General features: G+C 61.8%; 16 protein-coding genes. 7 read left to right on the top strand and 9 right to left on the bottom strand.

The annotated features are described in order from the left end of the window. Nucleotides 1–3: 3 nt before the first annotated feature. The 5 genes from AC0VX3_RS00485 to AC0VX3_RS00465 form a co-directional block, all read right to left on the bottom strand. Nucleotides 4–1,674 carry a bifunctional protein tyrosine phosphatase family protein/NAD(P)/FAD-dependent oxidoreductase gene (locus AC0VX3_RS00485; RefSeq protein ID WP_475523086.1) on the bottom strand — a complete coding sequence of 557 codons (1,671 nt, stop codon included), beginning with the start codon at nucleotides 1,672–1,674 and terminating at the stop codon, nucleotides 4–6. A gap of 102 nt (nucleotides 1,675–1,776) precedes the next feature. Further along, nucleotides 1,777–2,670 (bottom strand): MBL fold metallo-hydrolase, encoded by an 894-nt coding sequence (locus tag AC0VX3_RS00480; protein WP_475523085.1) that lies wholly within the window; start codon nucleotides 2,668–2,670, stop codon nucleotides 1,777–1,779. Nucleotides 2,671–2,709: 39 nt separating this feature from the next. After that, a complete protein-coding gene (locus tag AC0VX3_RS00475; RefSeq protein ID WP_475523084.1) occupies nucleotides 2,710–3,144 on the bottom strand; it encodes a DUF6691 family protein in 435 nt (144 codons plus the stop codon). 4 nt (nucleotides 3,145–3,148) lie between these two features. Further along, a complete protein-coding gene (locus tag AC0VX3_RS00470) occupies nucleotides 3,149–3,577 on the bottom strand; it encodes a YeeE/YedE family protein (protein WP_475523083.1) in 429 nt (142 codons plus the stop codon). Between the two features lie 256 nt (nucleotides 3,578–3,833). Further along, nucleotides 3,834–5,891, bottom strand: a complete 2,058-nt coding sequence (locus AC0VX3_RS00465) for a bifunctional DedA family/phosphatase PAP2 family protein (protein ID WP_475523082.1) — start codon at nucleotides 5,889–5,891, stop codon at nucleotides 3,834–3,836. A 221-nt stretch (nucleotides 5,892–6,112) separates the two neighbouring features. Here AC0VX3_RS00465 and pap point away from each other — a divergent pair, with 221 nt between their 5' ends. From pap to AC0VX3_RS00445, 4 genes are all read left to right on the top strand, one after another. After that, on the top strand, nucleotides 6,113–7,579 hold the full coding sequence (pap, locus tag AC0VX3_RS00460; RefSeq protein WP_475523081.1) for a polyphosphate:AMP phosphotransferase: 1,467 nt from the start codon (nucleotides 6,113–6,115) through the stop codon (nucleotides 7,577–7,579). A gap of 129 nt (nucleotides 7,580–7,708) precedes the next feature. After that, on the top strand, nucleotides 7,709–7,912 hold the full coding sequence (locus AC0VX3_RS00455) for a ribbon-helix-helix domain-containing protein (protein WP_475523080.1): 204 nt from the start codon (nucleotides 7,709–7,711) through the stop codon (nucleotides 7,910–7,912). Then, nucleotides 7,905–8,165 (top strand): hypothetical protein, encoded by a 261-nt coding sequence (locus AC0VX3_RS00450; RefSeq protein ID WP_475523079.1) that lies wholly within the window; start codon nucleotides 7,905–7,907, stop codon nucleotides 8,163–8,165. Before AC0VX3_RS00455 ends, AC0VX3_RS00450 begins: the two co-directional genes overlap by 8 nt. Before the next feature lie 101 nt (nucleotides 8,166–8,266). After that, entirely contained in the window at nucleotides 8,267–9,385 is a 1,119-nt protein-coding gene (locus AC0VX3_RS00445) for a DNA-methyltransferase (protein ID WP_475523078.1), read from the top strand. A gap of 10 nt (nucleotides 9,386–9,395) precedes the next feature. Here AC0VX3_RS00445 and AC0VX3_RS00440 read toward each other — a convergent pair whose 3' ends face one another. Both AC0VX3_RS00440 and AC0VX3_RS00435 read right to left on the bottom strand, forming a co-directional pair. Then, nucleotides 9,396–10,046 carry a hypothetical protein gene (locus AC0VX3_RS00440; protein ID WP_475523077.1) on the bottom strand — a complete coding sequence of 217 codons (651 nt, stop codon included), beginning with the start codon at nucleotides 10,044–10,046 and terminating at the stop codon, nucleotides 9,396–9,398. Nucleotides 10,047–10,543: 497 nt separating this feature from the next. Beyond that, complete coding sequence (locus tag AC0VX3_RS00435; RefSeq protein ID WP_475523076.1) at nucleotides 10,544–11,722, bottom strand: pyridoxal-phosphate-dependent aminotransferase family protein; 1,179 nt, start codon at nucleotides 11,720–11,722, stop codon at nucleotides 10,544–10,546. Between the two features lie 433 nt (nucleotides 11,723–12,155). Here AC0VX3_RS00435 and AC0VX3_RS00430 point away from each other — a divergent pair, with 433 nt between their 5' ends. After that, on the top strand, nucleotides 12,156–13,094 hold the full coding sequence (locus tag AC0VX3_RS00430; RefSeq protein WP_475523075.1) for an N-formylglutamate amidohydrolase: 939 nt from the start codon (nucleotides 12,156–12,158) through the stop codon (nucleotides 13,092–13,094). A gap of 48 nt (nucleotides 13,095–13,142) precedes the next feature. Here the strand turns inward: AC0VX3_RS00430 and AC0VX3_RS00425 are convergent, their stop codons facing one another. Both AC0VX3_RS00425 and AC0VX3_RS00420 read right to left on the bottom strand, forming a co-directional pair. Further along, nucleotides 13,143–14,324 carry an NAD(P)/FAD-dependent oxidoreductase gene (locus AC0VX3_RS00425; RefSeq protein ID WP_475523074.1) on the bottom strand — a complete coding sequence of 394 codons (1,182 nt, stop codon included), beginning with the start codon at nucleotides 14,322–14,324 and terminating at the stop codon, nucleotides 13,143–13,145. 116 nt (nucleotides 14,325–14,440) lie between these two features. Beyond that, nucleotides 14,441–15,658: an acyl-CoA dehydrogenase gene (locus tag AC0VX3_RS00420; RefSeq protein ID WP_475523073.1), complete on the bottom strand. Its 1,218-nt coding sequence runs from the start codon at nucleotides 15,656–15,658 to the stop codon at nucleotides 14,441–14,443. Between the two features lie 160 nt (nucleotides 15,659–15,818). On the opposite strand from AC0VX3_RS00420, the gene gcvA reads away from it, so the two are divergent. Together gcvA and yegS are read left to right on the top strand one after the other, a co-directional pair. Continuing rightward, a complete protein-coding gene (gcvA, locus tag AC0VX3_RS00415; protein ID WP_342891858.1) occupies nucleotides 15,819–16,742 on the top strand; it encodes a transcriptional regulator GcvA in 924 nt (307 codons plus the stop codon). A 21-nt stretch (nucleotides 16,743–16,763) separates the two neighbouring features. Then, on the top strand, nucleotides 16,764–17,672 hold the full coding sequence (gene yegS / locus AC0VX3_RS00410) for a lipid kinase YegS (RefSeq protein WP_475523072.1): 909 nt from the start codon (nucleotides 16,764–16,766) through the stop codon (nucleotides 17,670–17,672). Nucleotides 17,673–17,683 lie beyond the last annotated feature (11 nt).

Here is a 17,683-nt window from a genome sequence, read left to right as displayed (position 1 = left end):
TGCTTATGCCGCCGAGACTTTTTCCGGCTTGGCCAGCCACTCCTTGCCGCGCAGCATGGCGCGCCAGTAAACGGGCGGCAGGATCCGCTCCTTCAGCAGCCATGCAGTCCGCGTTGGCCTGGTCCCGTCCACCAGCCAACGCGGAAAGCTCGGCAACAGCGTTCCGCCATAGCCGAATTCCGCCAGAACGATCTTGCCACGCTCAACCGTGAGCGGGCAGGAGCCGTAGCCGTCATATTGCGCCGTCGCGCTGTGTCCGCGAATGTCGGAGACGATATTCTCGGCGACAACGGGCGCCTGTTTACGCGCCGCGGCGGCGGTCTTGGCGTTCGGGGCGTTCATCACGTCGCCGAGCGACCAGACATTGTCGTAAGTCGCGTGGCGCAGGGTCGCCTGGTCGACATCGACCCAGCCTGCGGCATCCGCCAGCGGCGAGACCCGGATGAAATCCGGCGCGGTCTGCGGCGGCGTCACGTGGATCATGTCGAATTCCGTTTCGACCCGGCGCACGTCCTTGTCCGGCTCCTTGACCTCGAACACGGCCTTTCTGGCCGGTCCGTCGATCGAAACCAGATTGTGGAAATAATTGAGATCGGCGTCGTAGCGCTTCACGTATTCCATCAGCGCGGGAACGTAATCCTTGACGCCGAACAGCACACCGCCGGCATTCATGAACTGAATGTCGATCTTGTCCAGGCGTCCGCTCCTGAACCAGTGATCCCCCGAAAGATACATCGCCTTTTGCGGCGCGCCGGCACATTTGATCGGCATCGGCGGCTGGGTGAACAGGGCCCTGCCTTCCCGCATGTTCTGAACCAGTTCCCAGGTATAGGGCGCCAGGTCGTAGCGGTAGTTGGAGGTCACACCGTTCTTGCCGAGCGTGTCGACCAGCCCTTCGACCCGGTGCCAGTCCAGTTTCAGGCCGGGGCAGACCACGAGCCGGTCGTATTTGACCACCCGGCATCCGTCCAGGATGACCGCGTTGTCCTTCGGCTCGAAGGCGGCAACGGCGGATCTGATCCAGTGCACGCCCCTGGGGATGAGCGAGCCCATGGTCTTGGCCGTGTCGGCGGCCTCGAAGATGCCGCCACCGACCATGGTCCAGCCCGGCTGGTAATAATGGACGTCCGCCGGATCGATGATGGCGATGTCGAGATCGCTGTCGCGTGACAACAGGCTGGAGGCCACGGAGATGCCGGCCGCGCCGCCACCTACGATCACCACGTCGAAACGCGCATCTTCGGCTGTTTCCGTCGGTGTGCGCCCGCCGTTGGCAATCCGGCGCACGACCCCGCTCATGTCGTATCCGGCGGCCCTGGACTGCGCCAGAATGTCGGACAGGGGCTGCTTGTCTGCCTGGGAGAGCGACCACAGCGTGGCTGACCGCGTTCCGGTCCGGCAATAGGCCAGCACCGGCTTCGGCAGGGTGTCCATCAGCTCACCGAAGGCGTCGGCATCCGCGTCGCGGACCTTGCCCGCGACGATGGGAAGATAGCGCACCTCGAGCCCGAGACGTTTCGCTGCCGCCTCGATTTCCTCGAACACGGGCTGGTCCGCACCTTCACCGTCCGGGCGGTTGCAGATCACGGACCGGAAGCCCTGCTGGGCATAGTCCGCCAGATCTTCGGGACGGATCTGCGGGGCCACCGAGATCTGCGAGTTGATTGCCTTCATGATTGTCTCCCGCCGCTTGCCGGCGCTGATGTGTTCCGGCCGGACCCGGCCGCGGTCCGTCCGCCGAGATGGCGGACGGACCGGTGGTTGCGTTCCGGTCTTCTAGAGGCCGTTGACCGGCACCTTCAGGAAGGTCTTGCCGCTGTCATCGGCGGGCGGCAGTTTCCCGGCGCGCATGTTCACCTGCAGCGACGGAATGATCAGCTTGGGCATGTCGAGCTGGGCATCGCGCTCGGTCCGGAACTTGACGAAGTCCTCCTTCGTCTTGCCGCCACCGACATGGATGTTGTGTTCCTTTTCCGCGCCGACTGTGGTTTCCCACTGGATGTCCCGGCCATTGGGGCCGTAGTCGTGGCACATGAACAGGCGCATGTCGTCCGGAAGGGAGAGCACCTTCTGGATCGAGTCGTACAGCGTTGCCGCGTCACCGCCCGGGAAATCGGCCCGGGCCGAGCCGCCGTCCGGCATGAACAGCGTATCGCCGACAAAGGCGGCATTGCCGATGACATGCACCATGCAGGCCGGCGTGTGGCCCGGCGTGTACATGGCGAAGGCCGTCATGCCGCCGATCTGGTACGTGTCGCCGTCCTGGAAAAGCTGGTCGAACTGGCTTCCGTCGCGCTGAAACTCGGTGCCTTCGTTGAAGACCTTTCCGAATGTGTCCTGCACCACGGTGATCTTGTCGCCGATGCCCAGCTTGCCGCCGAGTGCCCGCTGGATATAGGGCGCGGCCGACAGGTGGTCGGCATGGACATGGGTCTCGATCAGCCATTCCAGCTCCAGATCGTTGGAGCGGATGAAATCGATGATCTTGTCCGCGTGGTCATAGGTGATCCGCCCGGCCGCGTAGTCGATGTCCATGACACTGTCGACAACAGCGCAGGACTGCGAGGCCGGATCCTTGACCACGTAACTGATGGTGTTGGTTGCCGGATCGAAGAATGCGGTGACGTCCGGCTCGAGGGTCATGTCGACCGGGTAATTCGAACTGCTCATGTGAATCTCCCATGTATGTTGCCGGCGAAGGCCGTCTGTTCAGGCCTTGGCCGGGGTGTCGCGATAGGTCTGGGCCATCATCCAGCGGGCGGTCACGATGCCGGCGGCGATGGCAAAAGCCGTGATCAGGGGGTCCGTTCCAAGGCCGATCACCGGAATGAGGCCACCGGGACAGAAGCCGCTCAGGCCCCAGCCGATGCCGAACACTGCCGACCCGCCGACAAGTTTCAGGTCCAGGTCCGTCTTGGTCGGCAGGGTGAAAGCCTGTGCCAGCACCGGCTGGTTCATCCGGAACACCAGGCGGTAGCCGATGGCGGTGACGAGGAGGGCACCGCCCATCACGAAGGCAAGGCTCGGATCCCAGGTTCCGGCGATGTCGAAGAAATTCAGGACCTTGGCCGGATTGCCCATGCCGGAGATCAGGATGCCGCAGCCGAAAACGATGCCGAAGGCGAATGCTGTCAGGAATCTCATACCATTATCCTCCGAACACGTGGCGGGTGAGGAACACCGTCACGACGGCGGTTGCCATGAAGGTCAGGGTCGCGACGATCGAGCGCGCCGAGAGCCGCGACATGCCGCAGACACCGTGTCCGCTGGTGCAGCCGGAGCCGTAGGTCGTGCCGATGCCCGTCAGAAAACCGCCGACCAGCAGAAGCGCCGGCGAGGACGGAACGCTGATTTCCGGAAGCTGTCCTGTCAGTCCGAGCATGACCAGCGGGCTGACCATCATGCCGCCGAGAAAGGCGGCGCGCCAGGCCCAGTCCTGCTTGAACTGGGTTGTCAGGAAGCCGCTGACGATGCCGTTGATGCCGGCGATGCGTCCGTGAACGGCCATCAGGGCGACTGTCGCCAGGCCGATCAGCGTGCCTCCGAGGAAACTGAGTAGGGGTGTGAATTCGGTCATGCTGCGCTCTCAATTATTATATATTCGAATATATGAATATATGACCGGACTTTCAAGGGGCCTGTCCCGGGCGTCAAGCTGACAGGTTGGCAAAAAAGGTCAAGCTGGTGGCTTCACGTAATTTGCGGCCAATTTGATCCGGGCGACGGAAGGCTGGTGACGGGAGGCTGGTGACGGGAGGCTGGTGACGAGGCCGACAAGGTCGGCTCCAGGAGGAATTGCCATCGGGCCTCGCCGTGCCGTGCCTGGCTTCAGGTCATTGCTGATGTTTTCTCTGCGCCCGGGACCTTGGCTTGTCCGCTTCCGCCATCGGGACCGCTGACCGTGACCCGTGCGCCAGAACCACACGTGTTCCGTCCGCTCTTTCGCGCACGACGGCACCCGGCAGCAGCAGGGCCGGGTTGTCCTCCAGGTGGGGAACCTGAAGGTCCGTGCGCGGACCGGAAAATTCGCCCATCGGCCTGAGGATGTCCTCATGGACGACACTGCCGAGATAGAGCGCCCGCAACCTGCCGGTATCCAGGATCTGGTAGCGGCTCGGCCAGAGCCTGAGCACCCAGCGCCCGCCTGCCTCGTCCTTGCGGATCAGGACCAGGTCCGGCTGGCGGCCGTTCTGGCTGCGCGGCAGGATCGGCAGCGAGTCGGGCGGTGTCTTGCCCTCGACAAAGCCGCCCGCGGTGGACAGCGACCATTTCGGCGGCCGTTGCCAGCCGGCCTTTTCGGCGGTGCCGGCAAACCCGTCGAGTGAGCCGCTGTACTGGACCACCAGCGGTTCTTCCCGGTCGCCGTTCAATTCGATCCTCCGGGCCGGCAGTGCCTGCCAGGCGCCGTTCAGCCAGCCGGAGCCGGTGAGCACTTCCTTGTCCGAACGTGGCTCGTAGGTCTGCAGTGCCTTGTCATAGGTGCCGGACAGATGCCAGCCGCCGAAGACGGCAAGCGTTACGACGACAATGGCGGCCAATGTCCTTCGGCCGACTTTCTCGTTGTGGATCGGGCCGAACACGAAGGCGAAAGCCGAGACCATGGCCGTGCCGAACAGAAGACCGGCCAGCACGTCCGACATCCAGTGGGCCCCCAGATAGATGCGGGAAAATCCGATCGTGATCACATAGGCCGCCGTGACGGTGAAGACACTGGCCTTGGCCCACCGGCTGAGGTCGTGGACGATGAGCACTGCGCAGATGCCGAACAGCACCGCGTTCAGCGTCGCGTGGCCGCTCGGGAAACTGTAGGCATGCGCGTCAGAATAAAGCTCCAGCGGACGTGAGCGGTGCAACAGCAGCTTGAACAGCGGCACGAACAGCGCCGTGCCCGCCATGGCGATGATGAAACCGGTGGCGCGCCGCCAGGCCTTGCGCGCGAACAGATAGGCCCCGACGACAAGGGTCACGGCGGTGACCACGATCCCGTCGCCGAGCGAGGTCACGAACACCATGATCCGGTCGCCGGCCGGCGTGCGCAGGCTGTCGAACAGGTTGAGGATGGCCAGATCCGCCCGCACCATCGTTTCGCCCGGGGCAACTTCGCCCATGAGCCAGAAGAAGCTCGGCATGGTGATCAGCAGCAGCAGCGCGGAGGCGAGCATGCCGCTGGACCGCGGGTGCGCCGGATCGAAATTGCGCGCGATCAACTGCGAAATCCGGCCCTGGCGTCTGGCGAAGCCCTTGACGATGGCCGCGTGGGCGTTGGGAAACAGCGGCAGGATGATCAGGATCAGCCAGCGGCCCAGCATCACGATCAGGAAGATGACCAGGAGCAGGGCGCCCAGAACCAGTGCCAGCCGGCCGCTGATCTGGCCGATGGCGCCGAGCGCCGACCCGGCGATGATCCCCGGTCCCATATGGGCGATGGTCCAGGCGATGGCCGAGGTGACATTGACCACCGAAAAACGTGTGAAATTCATGCCCGCCATGCCGGCGATGCCCGGGACGACCGATTTGACGCCCGGCACGAACCTGCCGATGAAAACGCTCTTGCCGCCGTGGCGCTTGAAGAAGGCTTCGCCGCTTTCCACCATGTGGGCATACCGTTTGAGCGGCCACATGTTCTTGAGCTTGTCCTTGAACGTGTAGCCGACCCAGTAGGAAATGGCATCGCCGGCGGTCGCGCCGAGCGTCGTCCAGATGAAGATCGGCACCACATCGAGCTTGCCGAGACCGACCAGCGTTCCCGCGCCGACGAGCACGACCGTGCTCGGGACAAAAAGGCCGACAAGAAAGAGCGCCTCGCCCATGGCGGCAAGAAAACAGATCAGGCCCGCGAGCGACGGGTTGTCCGCGATGAAGGTCAGAACGGGATCTAGAAATTCGGTCACGGATGTCGGTCGGGTTCGGTCTCGAATGCGTTGAACAAGGAACACTGGCCGGGTCGCGGCCCTGCGGTCTGATTCGGGTATCGTTTCATATAGGCGCGCGCTCTTCCATCCAACAGCGAAAAATCCGGTTCTCCCGGATTAGCGCGATGCCGTTCGAGAGATGGTTTTTTAAGCGCGCCTGGGTCAGGATGCATTCAGCGCGTCTTTTACAGGAGATCTTCGTGTTCGAATCCGCCCGCCTGCCGCAGAAGATGACCAAGAAAACCTTCAAGAAGCTTGAACCTGAGCTTCGCGAGGCCTTGCTTGGCGCGCAGCTGCCGGTCATCGAGAAGCAGCCGTTTTCGACCGTGATCCTCGTGGACGGCCTCGACGGCGCGGGCAAGGGCGAAGCGGTCGCCCGGCTCTACGGCTGGATGGACGCGCGCCACCTGGTCTGCAATGCCTATGGCGATCCGATGGACGAGGCCCGCCTGCGCCCGCCGCTGTGGCGCTACTGGCGCGACCTGCCGCCCAAGGGCGAGACCGCGATCGTGTTCGGGAGCTGGTACCAGAGAATTCTCAGGGACCGGATCTACAACAAGATCGACGAGGACGCCTTCGAGAGGGAACTCGCGCGTATCCTGCGGTTCGAGGAAATGCTGGCCAACGAGGATGTGCTGATTCTCAAGTTCTGGTTCTTCCTGCCCAAGCAGGTCCAGAAGGAACGGCTGAAAAAGATCGAGAAGAAAAACGCCGCCCGCCACGTTCTGGCGGACTGGGCGGCGCTCAAGCATCACAAGAAGGCGAGCGAGACCGGCGAGAAGATCATCCTGGAAACCAGCAAGGGGCACGCCCCCTGGTTCGTGATCCCGTCCCAGGACCCGGAATACCGCGACGCCGCGCTGGCCCAGACGGTGGCGAACGCCATGAAGCTGAAACTGAAGGACGGCGAACCGAGATCGGTTGCCGCTCCGCCGGTCATCGGCGGCCTGAAACGCGAAACCGCTGTCGACATGATCGACCTCTCGGAGAAGCTGGACAAGGCCGACTACGAGGAGCAGCGTGACAGGTATCAGCAGCAGTTGTCCGATCTGTCGGACCGCAAGGCGATGTCGAAGACCGGCGTCGTTCTGCTGTTTCAGGGCAACGACGCGGCCGGCAAGGGCGGCGCCATCCGGCGGGTGATCCGTCCGCTCGATCCGCGCATCTACAAGGTCCATCCGATTTCCGCGCCGAGCGACGAGGAAAAGGCCCGGCCCTATCTGTGGCGCTTCTGGCGCCGGGTGCCGCGCAAGGGGCACTTCGCGATTTTCGACCGGTCCTGGTACGAACGGGTTCTGGTGGAACGGGTCGAGGGCTATGCCGGTCACGACGACTGGCTGAGGGCCTACAACGAGATCAACGAGTTTGAGCAGGAACTCACCAACTTCGGCTACATCGTCTGCAAATTCTGGCTGGCGATCTCCGAGGAGGAACAGCTGCGCCGGTTCAAGGCCCGCGAGGACACGGCCTACAAGCAGCACAAGATCACCGACGACGACTGGCGCAACCGCCTGAAATGGGATCAATACGCCATCGCCGCCGGCGACATGGTCGACCGCACCTCCACCCGCTACGCCCCCTGGACGCTCGTCTCCGCCGAAAACAAGAAACACGCGCGCATCAAGGTGCTGAAGACGATTTGCGAGAAGCTTGAGGAGCGGCTGTGAGGGGGAGGGGGGCTCATAGTTTTTGTGAGAAATTGTTAGAAGTGTCATATTTCCGGAACGAAGACAAAACCGATGAAGACACTGACCGTGTCGCTTTCTTCGCACCAGCTGACGTAACTGCGAGAGGCGGTGAAATCGGGTTCCTATACCTCAAACAGCGAGGTGGTCCGGTATGCCTTGCGCCTTTGGGAGCAACGTGAGCAACTGCGGAGGCTCGAAATCGCAAACTTGAAATGCGCCTGTGACGAAGGCATGGCCAGCGGAGAAAGCCGGTCGGTCGACGCCGACACCCTTCTAGCGGAACTGAAAGCCGAAGCCGGGTCCCGTGGCTAGATACATTTCAAGTCTGCGCGCGGAGCAGGACATTCGCGGTATCTGGCACGATATTACAGCTGACAATGAAGCGGCGGCGGACGCTTTGCTGCGGCGCTGCTTGCTGGACAAGGTTGAACTGGCGGTTAGCCAGCCGGAGATACGTGCTTCCAGCCCGGAATTCAGTCTGACTGCCTGTGCACTCGGTGTAGATTGCGTTTCTCCCTACAACTGCAACTGTATTGCCAGCGCCTCCGTGACGCGCGGTCTGTAGGCAGGCGACTTACTATTCTTACTCTTGGAGCATCGAGGTAAAAAAATATTTGACGTCTAGACGTCAAATAGTGCAGATTGATCCAGAACAAAGGGTGAATCATGTCTCTTGCTGTTGGGTTAATTCGGGATTCTATCGTAGGCTTTTTGAGCGGCCTAGGAGGGGAGGCATCAACAGATGAAATCACGCGCGCGGTTTGTGCGCGGGTTGGTCAAGACGTTCCCCCTTCTTCTGTTCGTTCCTATCTAAGACTAAATTGCCCGGCAACATTTGAACGGACCGCAAGAGGCCGCTATCGCCTCGCGAACGCTCAAGTGCTCGCGAAAGTTCCGTCTAATTCTCGGTCTGTAACGGTTGGGCAGGCTAAGCTCTATCACGCTGATTGTTTCCAATGGCTGTCCCAGCAACCTGCACAATCCGTCCATGCCGTGGTAACAGATCCGCCCTACGGACTTGTTGAATATACCGACAAAGAAAAGACGAAGCTTCGACAAGGCAAGGGAGGCATTTGGCGGGTGCCGCCCTCATTTGATGGGCATCAGCGTGCGCCATTGCCTCGTTTCACCGTTCTCACAGACGAAGATCGGCGCGAACTCTACTACTTTTTCAAGAGGCTAGGCGTCCTTCTCAACCGTGTCGCCGTTCCGGGCGCAAACGTTGTCATTGCATCGAATCCGTTACTTACCCATATCGTTAGCTCCGCAATGGTCGAAGCAGGATTGGAACTCCGAGGGTACGTCGCGCGTCAGGTGATGACGATGCGTGGTGGAGATCGGCCAAAGAACGCTCACCATGAGTTCGATGAGGTGTCGGTTATGCCTCGCAGCCAATGGGAGCCGTGGATTGTCCTTCGCACTCTATTGGAAGGACGGGTACAGGACAACCTGCGCAAGTGGGGAACAGGCGGCTTCCGTCGTCCATCTCAAGATAGGCCATTCGGTGACCTAATTCGCTCACACCCAACGCCGACGGTAGAAAAGCGAATTGCACCGCACCCCTCGTTGAAACCGCAACATTTTATGCGACAGATCGCTAGGGCAGTCTTGCCTCTCGGCAAAGGGGTCGTGCTTGACCCGTTTATGGGAGCTGGCTCAACGATGGCCGCATGCAACGCAGTGGGTTATTCGAGCATTGGAATTGAATTAGACACCTCGTTCTTCGGCTTGGCAACAGAAGCCATTCCCAAACTCGCTGCACTGACCGTCAAGGACGATAAGTAAACTTAGGAAATTACTCTTTCCTCCTGCGTTTCTTAGCTGCTTTCTGTTTAGATCTGGCGGAATCGACCTTGTAAATCCAATGTGCTCTCAGCTTGGCAATACCATCCTTGTGTAAGGTAGCGGTTCTTGTGCCAAGGGTGGAGCGGGCATTATTGCGAAAATCATCTTCCTGTACTTCACCCAAATATACCTCGGTGAATCGCATCGGTTGACGATCGGACGCCGGTTCCGTCGTGTTGTCAACCTCATACACAAAAACGCACATCCATTGGTGTCGCGCTCCATGCGTATCGACTGCGCCGCCTGCTTTTCTAGTGCTCTTAATCTCAATCCCTAAAGTTCCTGATGCTATTGCATCGTTTGGATATTTCCCTCTCAGGATTAGGTCGGGATGGCCATTGAAATGTCTATTCTCTACCAGCGACCTAGAGAACTTTGCTAGCGACGCAGTAATCATGTCCGATATCATGCCGGAGAGGGCGGCCGGGCGCATCATGTCGTCGAGCCTGCGAAGCCCCTTTCCTGACAAAAGGACGTTTACGTCTTCGAAGAAATCGTAAACGTCCTGCATCGCGACTTCGAAGTCTGAGATACGAAGTTCAAACGGTAACTTGGCGTCAGGGTTGAATGCGCTCTTGTCAACGATAGCCTTTGTTGGCACTGATTCGGCTCCTTTTTGCCGAAGCATTATCGAAAAAATTCCAAGTTTTTCAACTATTCAGTGTATTTCAACAATGCTCTTCCTTTTTTAGAGAGAGGTTTCCTTCAGACCACCTACCCACCGACGCGTAATCGGTCTATCGGAAAAACTTAGAGGCATGATAGTCTCATTCCAAGATGGAAACTGAGGAATGTCGATAGTGGCAGAGACCACGTTGAACAGGAAATGGCTGGAGGGTCATAGAACTGCCACTTGAATACGGGGTGTGCGGCAAACTCGGTATCGCGCCCGAGCTGTGGGTGTCGAAAGAAGAGGAGAGCATCGTTCTCAACGGCAACTTGCTGAGAAATTACTGGAACGTGATCTGCGGCAACTCGGTCATGTTAAGAATTTTTACCGTCCCGGCGCCAACGGCGGCCTTGCTGGGACCGGGTGGTACTGCAAGTATGCGCAGTAAGCTGAAAAGTTCAGACGCATAGCCAGGATTCTCGTCAACCTCACAGCGCCTCCGCCAGATACTCCATCGCCGCCTGAACGCCTCCGTTTCCGTGCGGAATGTCCAGCTTCTTGAAGCCCAGTTCGATCGCCGACAGGGTTCCCAGCAGCATCACCGCGTTGACGTGGCCCATGTGGGCGATCCGGATGCCCTTGCCGGCGAGATCGCCGATGGTGCCGCCGATTGTGACACCGCAGATCTCCCTGGTGAAGGCGCGCAGCGCCGCCGCATCGCCCTCGTTGAAGCGCAGCACGGTGACGGAGTTGGAGCGGGCGTGCGGATCGGCGATGTTGAAATCGATCGCGCCCGCTTCGGCCCATACGGCAACGGCGTGCCGGGTGGCTTCGGCGAGAAGCGCATGGCGGTGCCACACCTGTTCCAGACCTTCCTCGAACAGCATCTCCAGCGCCTTTTGGAAAGCGTAGAGCAGATGCTCCGGCGGTGTGCCGCAATATTTCTGATAGTGCTCGGAGCCCTGACGAAAGGTCCAGTCGGTGTAATTGGTCCTCAAGGTCGCGCTCTCATGCGCCTTGTCGGCCTTGGGACCGGCGGCGACGAAGGACAGTCCCGGCGGACACATCAGTCCCTTTTGCGACCCGGTCAGGGCGACATCGACACCCCAGGCGTCCATTTCGAACGGCATGCAGCCGAGCGAGGCGATGGTGTCGACCATGAAAAGCGCGGGATGTTGTGCGGCGTCGATCGCCTTGCGCAGGGCCGCGATGTCGTTCCAGACGCCCGACGCCGTGTCCACCTGCACCACCAGGATCGCCGCGATCTCGTGACCGGTGTCCTGCCGGAGCCGCTCTTCCAGACGCGCCGGATCGACGCCCCGGTCCCAGCTTCCCGGAAGGATTTCCACGTCGAGGCCGGCGATGTTCGCGGCCTCGCCCCACCCAAGCGCGAAACGGCCGGATTCCAGCGCCAGAACCTTGTCGCCGCGCTTCAGGGTGTTGCACAAGGCCGCGTCCCAGGCGCCATGGCCATTGGCGGCGTAGATATAGGTCCTGCCTTCTGTCCGGAACAGACGTTTCAGGCTGGACAGGCAAAAGTCGGTAGTCGCCAGCAGCGGCCCTTCGTAAATATCCACGGCGGGCCGGTGCATGGCTCTCAGAACTTCTTCCGGCACGTTGGTGGGGCCGGGGATCATCAGGAATTCCTTGCCATTGCGGAGCGTCATGGCGGGTCCTCGTATTGAAAATTCGGATCTTGGCGGTGATGGCGGATCGGTGGCGGGAGCAGAATGTATGTCCTGCAAGGTTGCCCGGCAGCGGGCATTCGTCAAGTGGAAGACGGCCCCGGGGAGCCATTGAAGCTGGCGGTGGAGGCAGCAATGAAATGGGGCCTGAAGGGACCGCGCCCGGAAGTGGTGGACCCGTTGAAATGGGGGCTTGCGCATACATTGTGCGCGTGAGACACCACGGCCTTGCCTGGTCAGGCTGGACGTTCCTGTCCGGCAATTCGCCGGAAGGCAAGGCGTTTTCTGAGTATTTTCTTGTCGATGTCGGGTTCGATATCTTGGAATTGTAAAGAAAATGTCTTGTTTCCGCTAAGTAAATTATCCAAGCTGGAATCCGTTTCGTGATTTTTGGAAGTGCTCCGGGCGCTACAGCATGATCCTTGTTGAAGAAGGTCAAAGTCCCCTCATTCTCTGTCTGCCTCACAGCGGCACGGCGATCCCCGATGCTATCGAGAAACGTCTCAATGCAACGGGTCGGCTGCAGGTGGATCTGGGCTGGCGGCTGGAGCGCATTTTCGATCTGCATGACGACCTCGACGTGACGGTTCTGCGATCCTCGATATCCCGCTATGTCATCGACGTGGACACGGATCACACCGCGCCGGCTACAGATCCCGCGCGCGCGCTCTGCCCGACAACCACGCTCGACGGCAAGCGCATCTATCAGGAGGGCGAGGAGCCCGGGCCGACGGAGGCCGAGCAGCGCACGCTGCTGTTTTACGCGCCGTTTCACAAGGCCTTGCGCGCCCAGATCGACAGGCTGTTGCGCCGCCACGGCAAGGTCATCGTACTCGACTGCCAGTCGATGCGCTCCCACATCAAGGGTGTCACGGACAAGGGCCTGCCGCTGGTCAGCATCGGCACCGGCGGTGGCGTCTCCTGCGACCCGGACCTGCGGGATCTGCTGGTCGGGTCCTTCAGCGGGCAGGAGGGTTTTACGGTCAGTGTCGACGAACAGACGCAGGGCGGGTTCATCACCAGCACCTTCGGCCGGCCGGAGCAGGGCCTGCATGTGATGACGCTGCTGCTCGCGCAGCGGTCCTACCTGCGTCATGAATCGCCGCCCTTCGAGCCGGACAAGACGCGGACCGGTCGGCTCCGCGCTATCGTGACGGACACCGTGTCCCGCCTTCTCGACTGGGCCGCGATGCCCGCCCGGCAAGCCGCCGCAACCGAACCTGCCGCCGATGTGCAAGAGACCGGCAGCCCCGAGGTCAACCCGGTCGATCCTCCAGCGCTTCCCAGAGTGGGCAGGGCCACGACCGCCCAGGTCGAGGACAAGCCGGTGACGTTGGTGCTTGTGGCCGAATAATGCCGGCACAGGGGACGGCGAAGGGAATTGAAGCGGCCGCCGGGCGCTTCACACGACGTTGATCTCCACGATCGGTCTGTTGTCCGCCAGCCGGTCGATCGCCAGCGGCGACAGGTCGAGCGTCCTGTAGGATCCCGTCGTGATCAGTTCGGCCAGGCCGCGTCCGACCGCCGGCGCCTGCTGCAGGCCGTGGCCTGAAAAGCCGAGCGCGAGAAAAAATCCGTCGAGACCGGGTACGGCGCCCACGAAGGCGTTGTGGTCGAACAGGTTCATGTCATAGCTGCCGGCCCAGGCCGCCCCCGGCCTGATCGTTTCGAACGCGGGTACGCGGGCCGCCAGTGTCGGCCAGATATGCTCCTCGAACAGTCCATGATCGACGTCGAAATCGGTGCACTCCGGATCCGCATCCGCCGCGGGCGCCGATCCGCAGATATAGCCGCTGCCTTCCGGGCGGACATAGGTGCCCGACGGATCGACCAGCAGCGGAAACCGCTCGAGCGGTGCCTTGCAGTCGAAGGTGAAGACACAGCGCTTTTTGGAGACGACCGGCACGTCCAGTCCTGCCTGGCGGCAGAGCCGGGTGCCGCCTGACGCTCCGGCGCAATTGACGACGACGGGCGTGGACACCGTTTCGCCCGTGGACAGGTGCACAAGCCAGCCGCCGCTGCCGTCGCCGCTCACTGTGGCGCCGGCGGAAACATAATCGACATCGAGAGAGCGGGCCTTCTTGCGAAAGGCCTGCATCAGACCGTACCCGTCGAACCAGCCTTCACCGGACAGCCCGTGGCAGCCGGCCGCGAGATCGGATGTTTCCAGCCAGGGAAACCGCGTTTTCAGGCAAGTGGCATCGAGAAAGCGGATATCGGCGCCCAGGTCCTGCTGCAGACGGTGGTTTGACGTGAGGATGTCCAACTTGTCGGGCGTTGCCAGGAACAGATAGCCGCCCTCGTGAAGGTCGATTTCGGGCCTGTCGCCGTTGACCGCGAGCCGGACGCCGATTTCCCTGAGGAAACGGATCCCGTACAGCGAGATGTCGATATTGACCGCGCAGGAAAACTGTTGCCGGATCGAGGCGGCGGAGCGGGCGGAGGCGCAGACCCCATAGGACGGATCCGCCTCGGCGACGACGACGCGTCCGTTGAAATCGGGGCTCATGGCCAGGTGGCAGGCGACGGAAGATCCCATCACGGCTCCGCCGACGATCACGACATCCGCAGTCTGGTCCGTCATGAAACCTCCCTTGGTCCTGTGATCGGGTGGCGCCGGCGCCGCGCCGGATTCGCTGTTGAGTGCAAGACGGGACGGGCGGCCGTGCCGCCCGCCGGTGAGGACGTGCCGGAGGCGTTCTAGAAAAACGCCTGCAGGCCGGTCTGGGCGCGGCCGAGGATCAGCGCATGGACGTCGTGGGTGCCCTCGTAGGTGTTGACGGTTTCCAGGTTCTGGGCGTGCCGCATGACATGATACTCCTCCTGGATGCCGTTGCCGCCGTGCATGTCGCGGGCCTGCCGGGCGATGTCCAGGGCCTTGCCGCAATTGTTGCGCTTGATCATCGAGATCATTTCAGGTGCCGCCTTGCCGGCGTCGAACAGCTGTCCGACCCGGAGCGCCGCCTGCAGGCCGAGCGTGATGTCGGTCTGCATGTCGGCAAGTTTCTTCTGAAACAACTGGGTCTGGGCCAGCGGGCGGCCGAACTGTTCCCGGTCGAGGCCGTATTGGCGGGACCGCATCCAGCAGTCCTCCGCGGCACCCATGGCGCCCCAGGCGATGCCGTAGCGCGCCCGGTTGAGGCAGCCGAACGGGCCTTTCAGGCCGGACACGTTCGGCAGCAGCGCGTCCTCTCCCACTTCGACGCGGTCCATCACGATCTCTCCCGTGATCGAGGCGCGCAGCGACAGCTTGCCACCAATCTTCGGGGCCGTGAGACCCTTCATGCCCTTGTCGAGCACAAAACCGCGGATGGCCCCGTCATGGGCTTCCGATTTCGCCCAGACCACGAACACGTCCGCAATCGGCGAGTTGGAAATCCACATTTTCGAGCCGGTGAGCCGGTAGCCGCCGTCGATCTTTTCCGCGCGGGTGCGCATGCCCGCCGGATCGGAGCCGGCATCCGGTTCGGTGAGGCCGAAGCAGCCGACAAATTCTCCGCTTGCCAGTTTCGGCAGGTATTTCGTCCGCTGCTCTTCCGAGCCGTAGGCATGGATCGGATACATCACCAGCGAGGACTGCACGCTCATCATGGAGCGGTAGCCGCTGTCGATCCGCTCGATCTCGCGGGCCACCACACCATAGGAAACGTAGGAAGCACCGGCGCAACCATAATCTTCCGGCAGGGTGATGCCCAAAAGGCCGAGTTCGCCCATCTCGTTGAAGATCGTCCGGTCGGTCTTTTCCTCGCGGTATGCGTCGATGACGCGCGGCAGCAGCTTGTCGCGCGCATAGGCGCGGGCGGTGTCCTGGATGAGCTGTTCGTCTTCCTGCAACTGGTCGCGCAGATGGAACGGATCCTGCCAGTCGAACGTGCCGCCGCCTGCGGGCGAGGATTTGATTTTCGCGGGTGCGTTCATGATCGTGTCTCCCGAAGCCTTCTGAATCCAGGCCCTTGGATCGCAGCCGTATCTGGCTGCCAGTCATTCTGTTTTCTCCAGTCTTGCCGGAATTTCATTTGCGGAAAAGCGAAAGCTCCGCCATCGTTCATGCCAAATTGGAATGAACTGGATGGAAAACATGCGCCGCGCCTTTGTCCCGCCTGCCGATACTCTGATCGCTTTCGAATGTGCCGCTCGGCACCTGAGTTTCACGCGCGCGGCGGAAGAACTGCACCTGACGCAAGGCGCGGTCTCCAAGCAGGTCCGCCATCTGGAGGACCGGCTCGGGGTCGAGCTGTTCCGCCGCGTCCGTCAGCGCATCGTCCTGACCGACGCAGGGCGGATCTATCTGCACGACATCCGGGGCGCGCTGGAGCAGATGACCTCGGCGACCCGCCAGGTCATGTCCTACGCCGGCAGTGCCGATGTCCTGAACCTGGCCGTGCTGCCGACCTTCGGCACCCGCTGGCTGGCGCCCAGGCTTGCCGATTTCGCGCGCCGGTTTCCGGATGCCGGCCTGAACCTGAGCGTGCGCCTGCAGCCCTTCGACTTTGACGAGGAACCCTTCGACGGCGCCATTCACCATGGCGATCCGGTCTGGGCGGGCGCGATCGCCGAACGCCTGTTCGACGAGGAGGTCATCCCGGTGGCGTCGCGTGCGTTCCGGGACCGGCACCAGATACGCAAGCCGGCCGATCTTGCGCGGGTGCCCCGTCTTCAGCTCGCAACGAGGCCGCTCTCCTGGCGCCAATGGTTCGATCTGGCGGGCGTCGAAACGGATGCGGCTTTTCAGGGCGCGCGCTTTGAACAGTTCGTCATGATCTCGGAAGCCGCGATCCACCATGCGGGCGCGGCGTTGATCCCGCGCTTCTTTGTGGAGGCTGAACTCGCCTCGGGCCGCCTGGTCAGACTATTTGATCTGTCCCTTGCGCAACAGACTGCCTATTATTTCGTTTACCCGGAAGGACGGACCATGAGGCCCGTCGTGTCGGCCTTTCGAAAGTGGCTGATGGAAGAGGCAAGATCCGCCCGCGCCGGCCGTGAAACCATGCTGCCGGGCTGATCTGCAACAAGGACGAAGGTATTGGAAAAACAGCACTTGCGCCTGATCCTGAATGGCAAGTCCTCCGACAGGAAGGATGTCCGCACAGCCGTTGCGGCGGTCCGCGACATGGGCCATGACGTGTCCGTCCGGGTGACCTATGAAGCCGGTGACGTTGCCCGGCTCGCCGCAGAAGCCCTGGCCGACCATGCTGACACCAGGATCGACACGCTGGTCGCCGCCGGCGGCGACGGCACCGTGCACGAGGTGGTCGACGAAGTCCTGCGCCTGATGCCAGGTGCTGAAAAACCGCCTTTTGCCTTTGCCGTGCTGCCGCTCGGCACCGCCAATGATTTTGCCCATCACATCAAGCTTGATCCCTCGGACATTCCCGGGTGTCTGCGCTTTGCCGCAAGGGCATCGGCGAAACCGACGGATGTGGGCGAGGTCAACGGCCAGGTTTTCGTCAACATGGCAACGGGCGGTTTCGGAACAAAGGTGACCGCGCAGACCGATCCGAATCTCAAGCGCGTGCTTGGCGGGGCCGCCTATCTGTTCACCGGACTGCACCGGTTTTCCGAACTGGCCGCGTGTGAAGCGCGGGTGGAAGCGGAGGATTTCGAATGGGAGGGGTCCTTCCTGGCCCTTGCCATCGGCAACGGCCGGCGGGCCGGCGGCGGCATCCGGCTCTGCCCCCGTGCCAAGCTCGACGACGGTTTTCTCGACCTGACCATCGTTCCATACGCCGCCAGCGAAACGGTGCTCGACCTTCTGTCGACGCTTCTGGAGAACGGGGTCGAAGGCCTGGAAGCAGGGCTGGTCCAGCGGCGTGTCCGCAACATCACCATCGAAACCTCCGAACCGGTGCAGTTCAACCTGGACGGCGAGCCGATGACCGGCACGTCCTGGCAGATCGGCATCCGCCAAAACCAGATCGACCTCAGGCGCTGACTTCGGCCGGG

It is taken from the genome of Roseibium sp. QJM3NY_11, from assembly GCF_056173175.1.
This window is presented reverse-complemented; position numbering and strand designations above follow the sequence as displayed.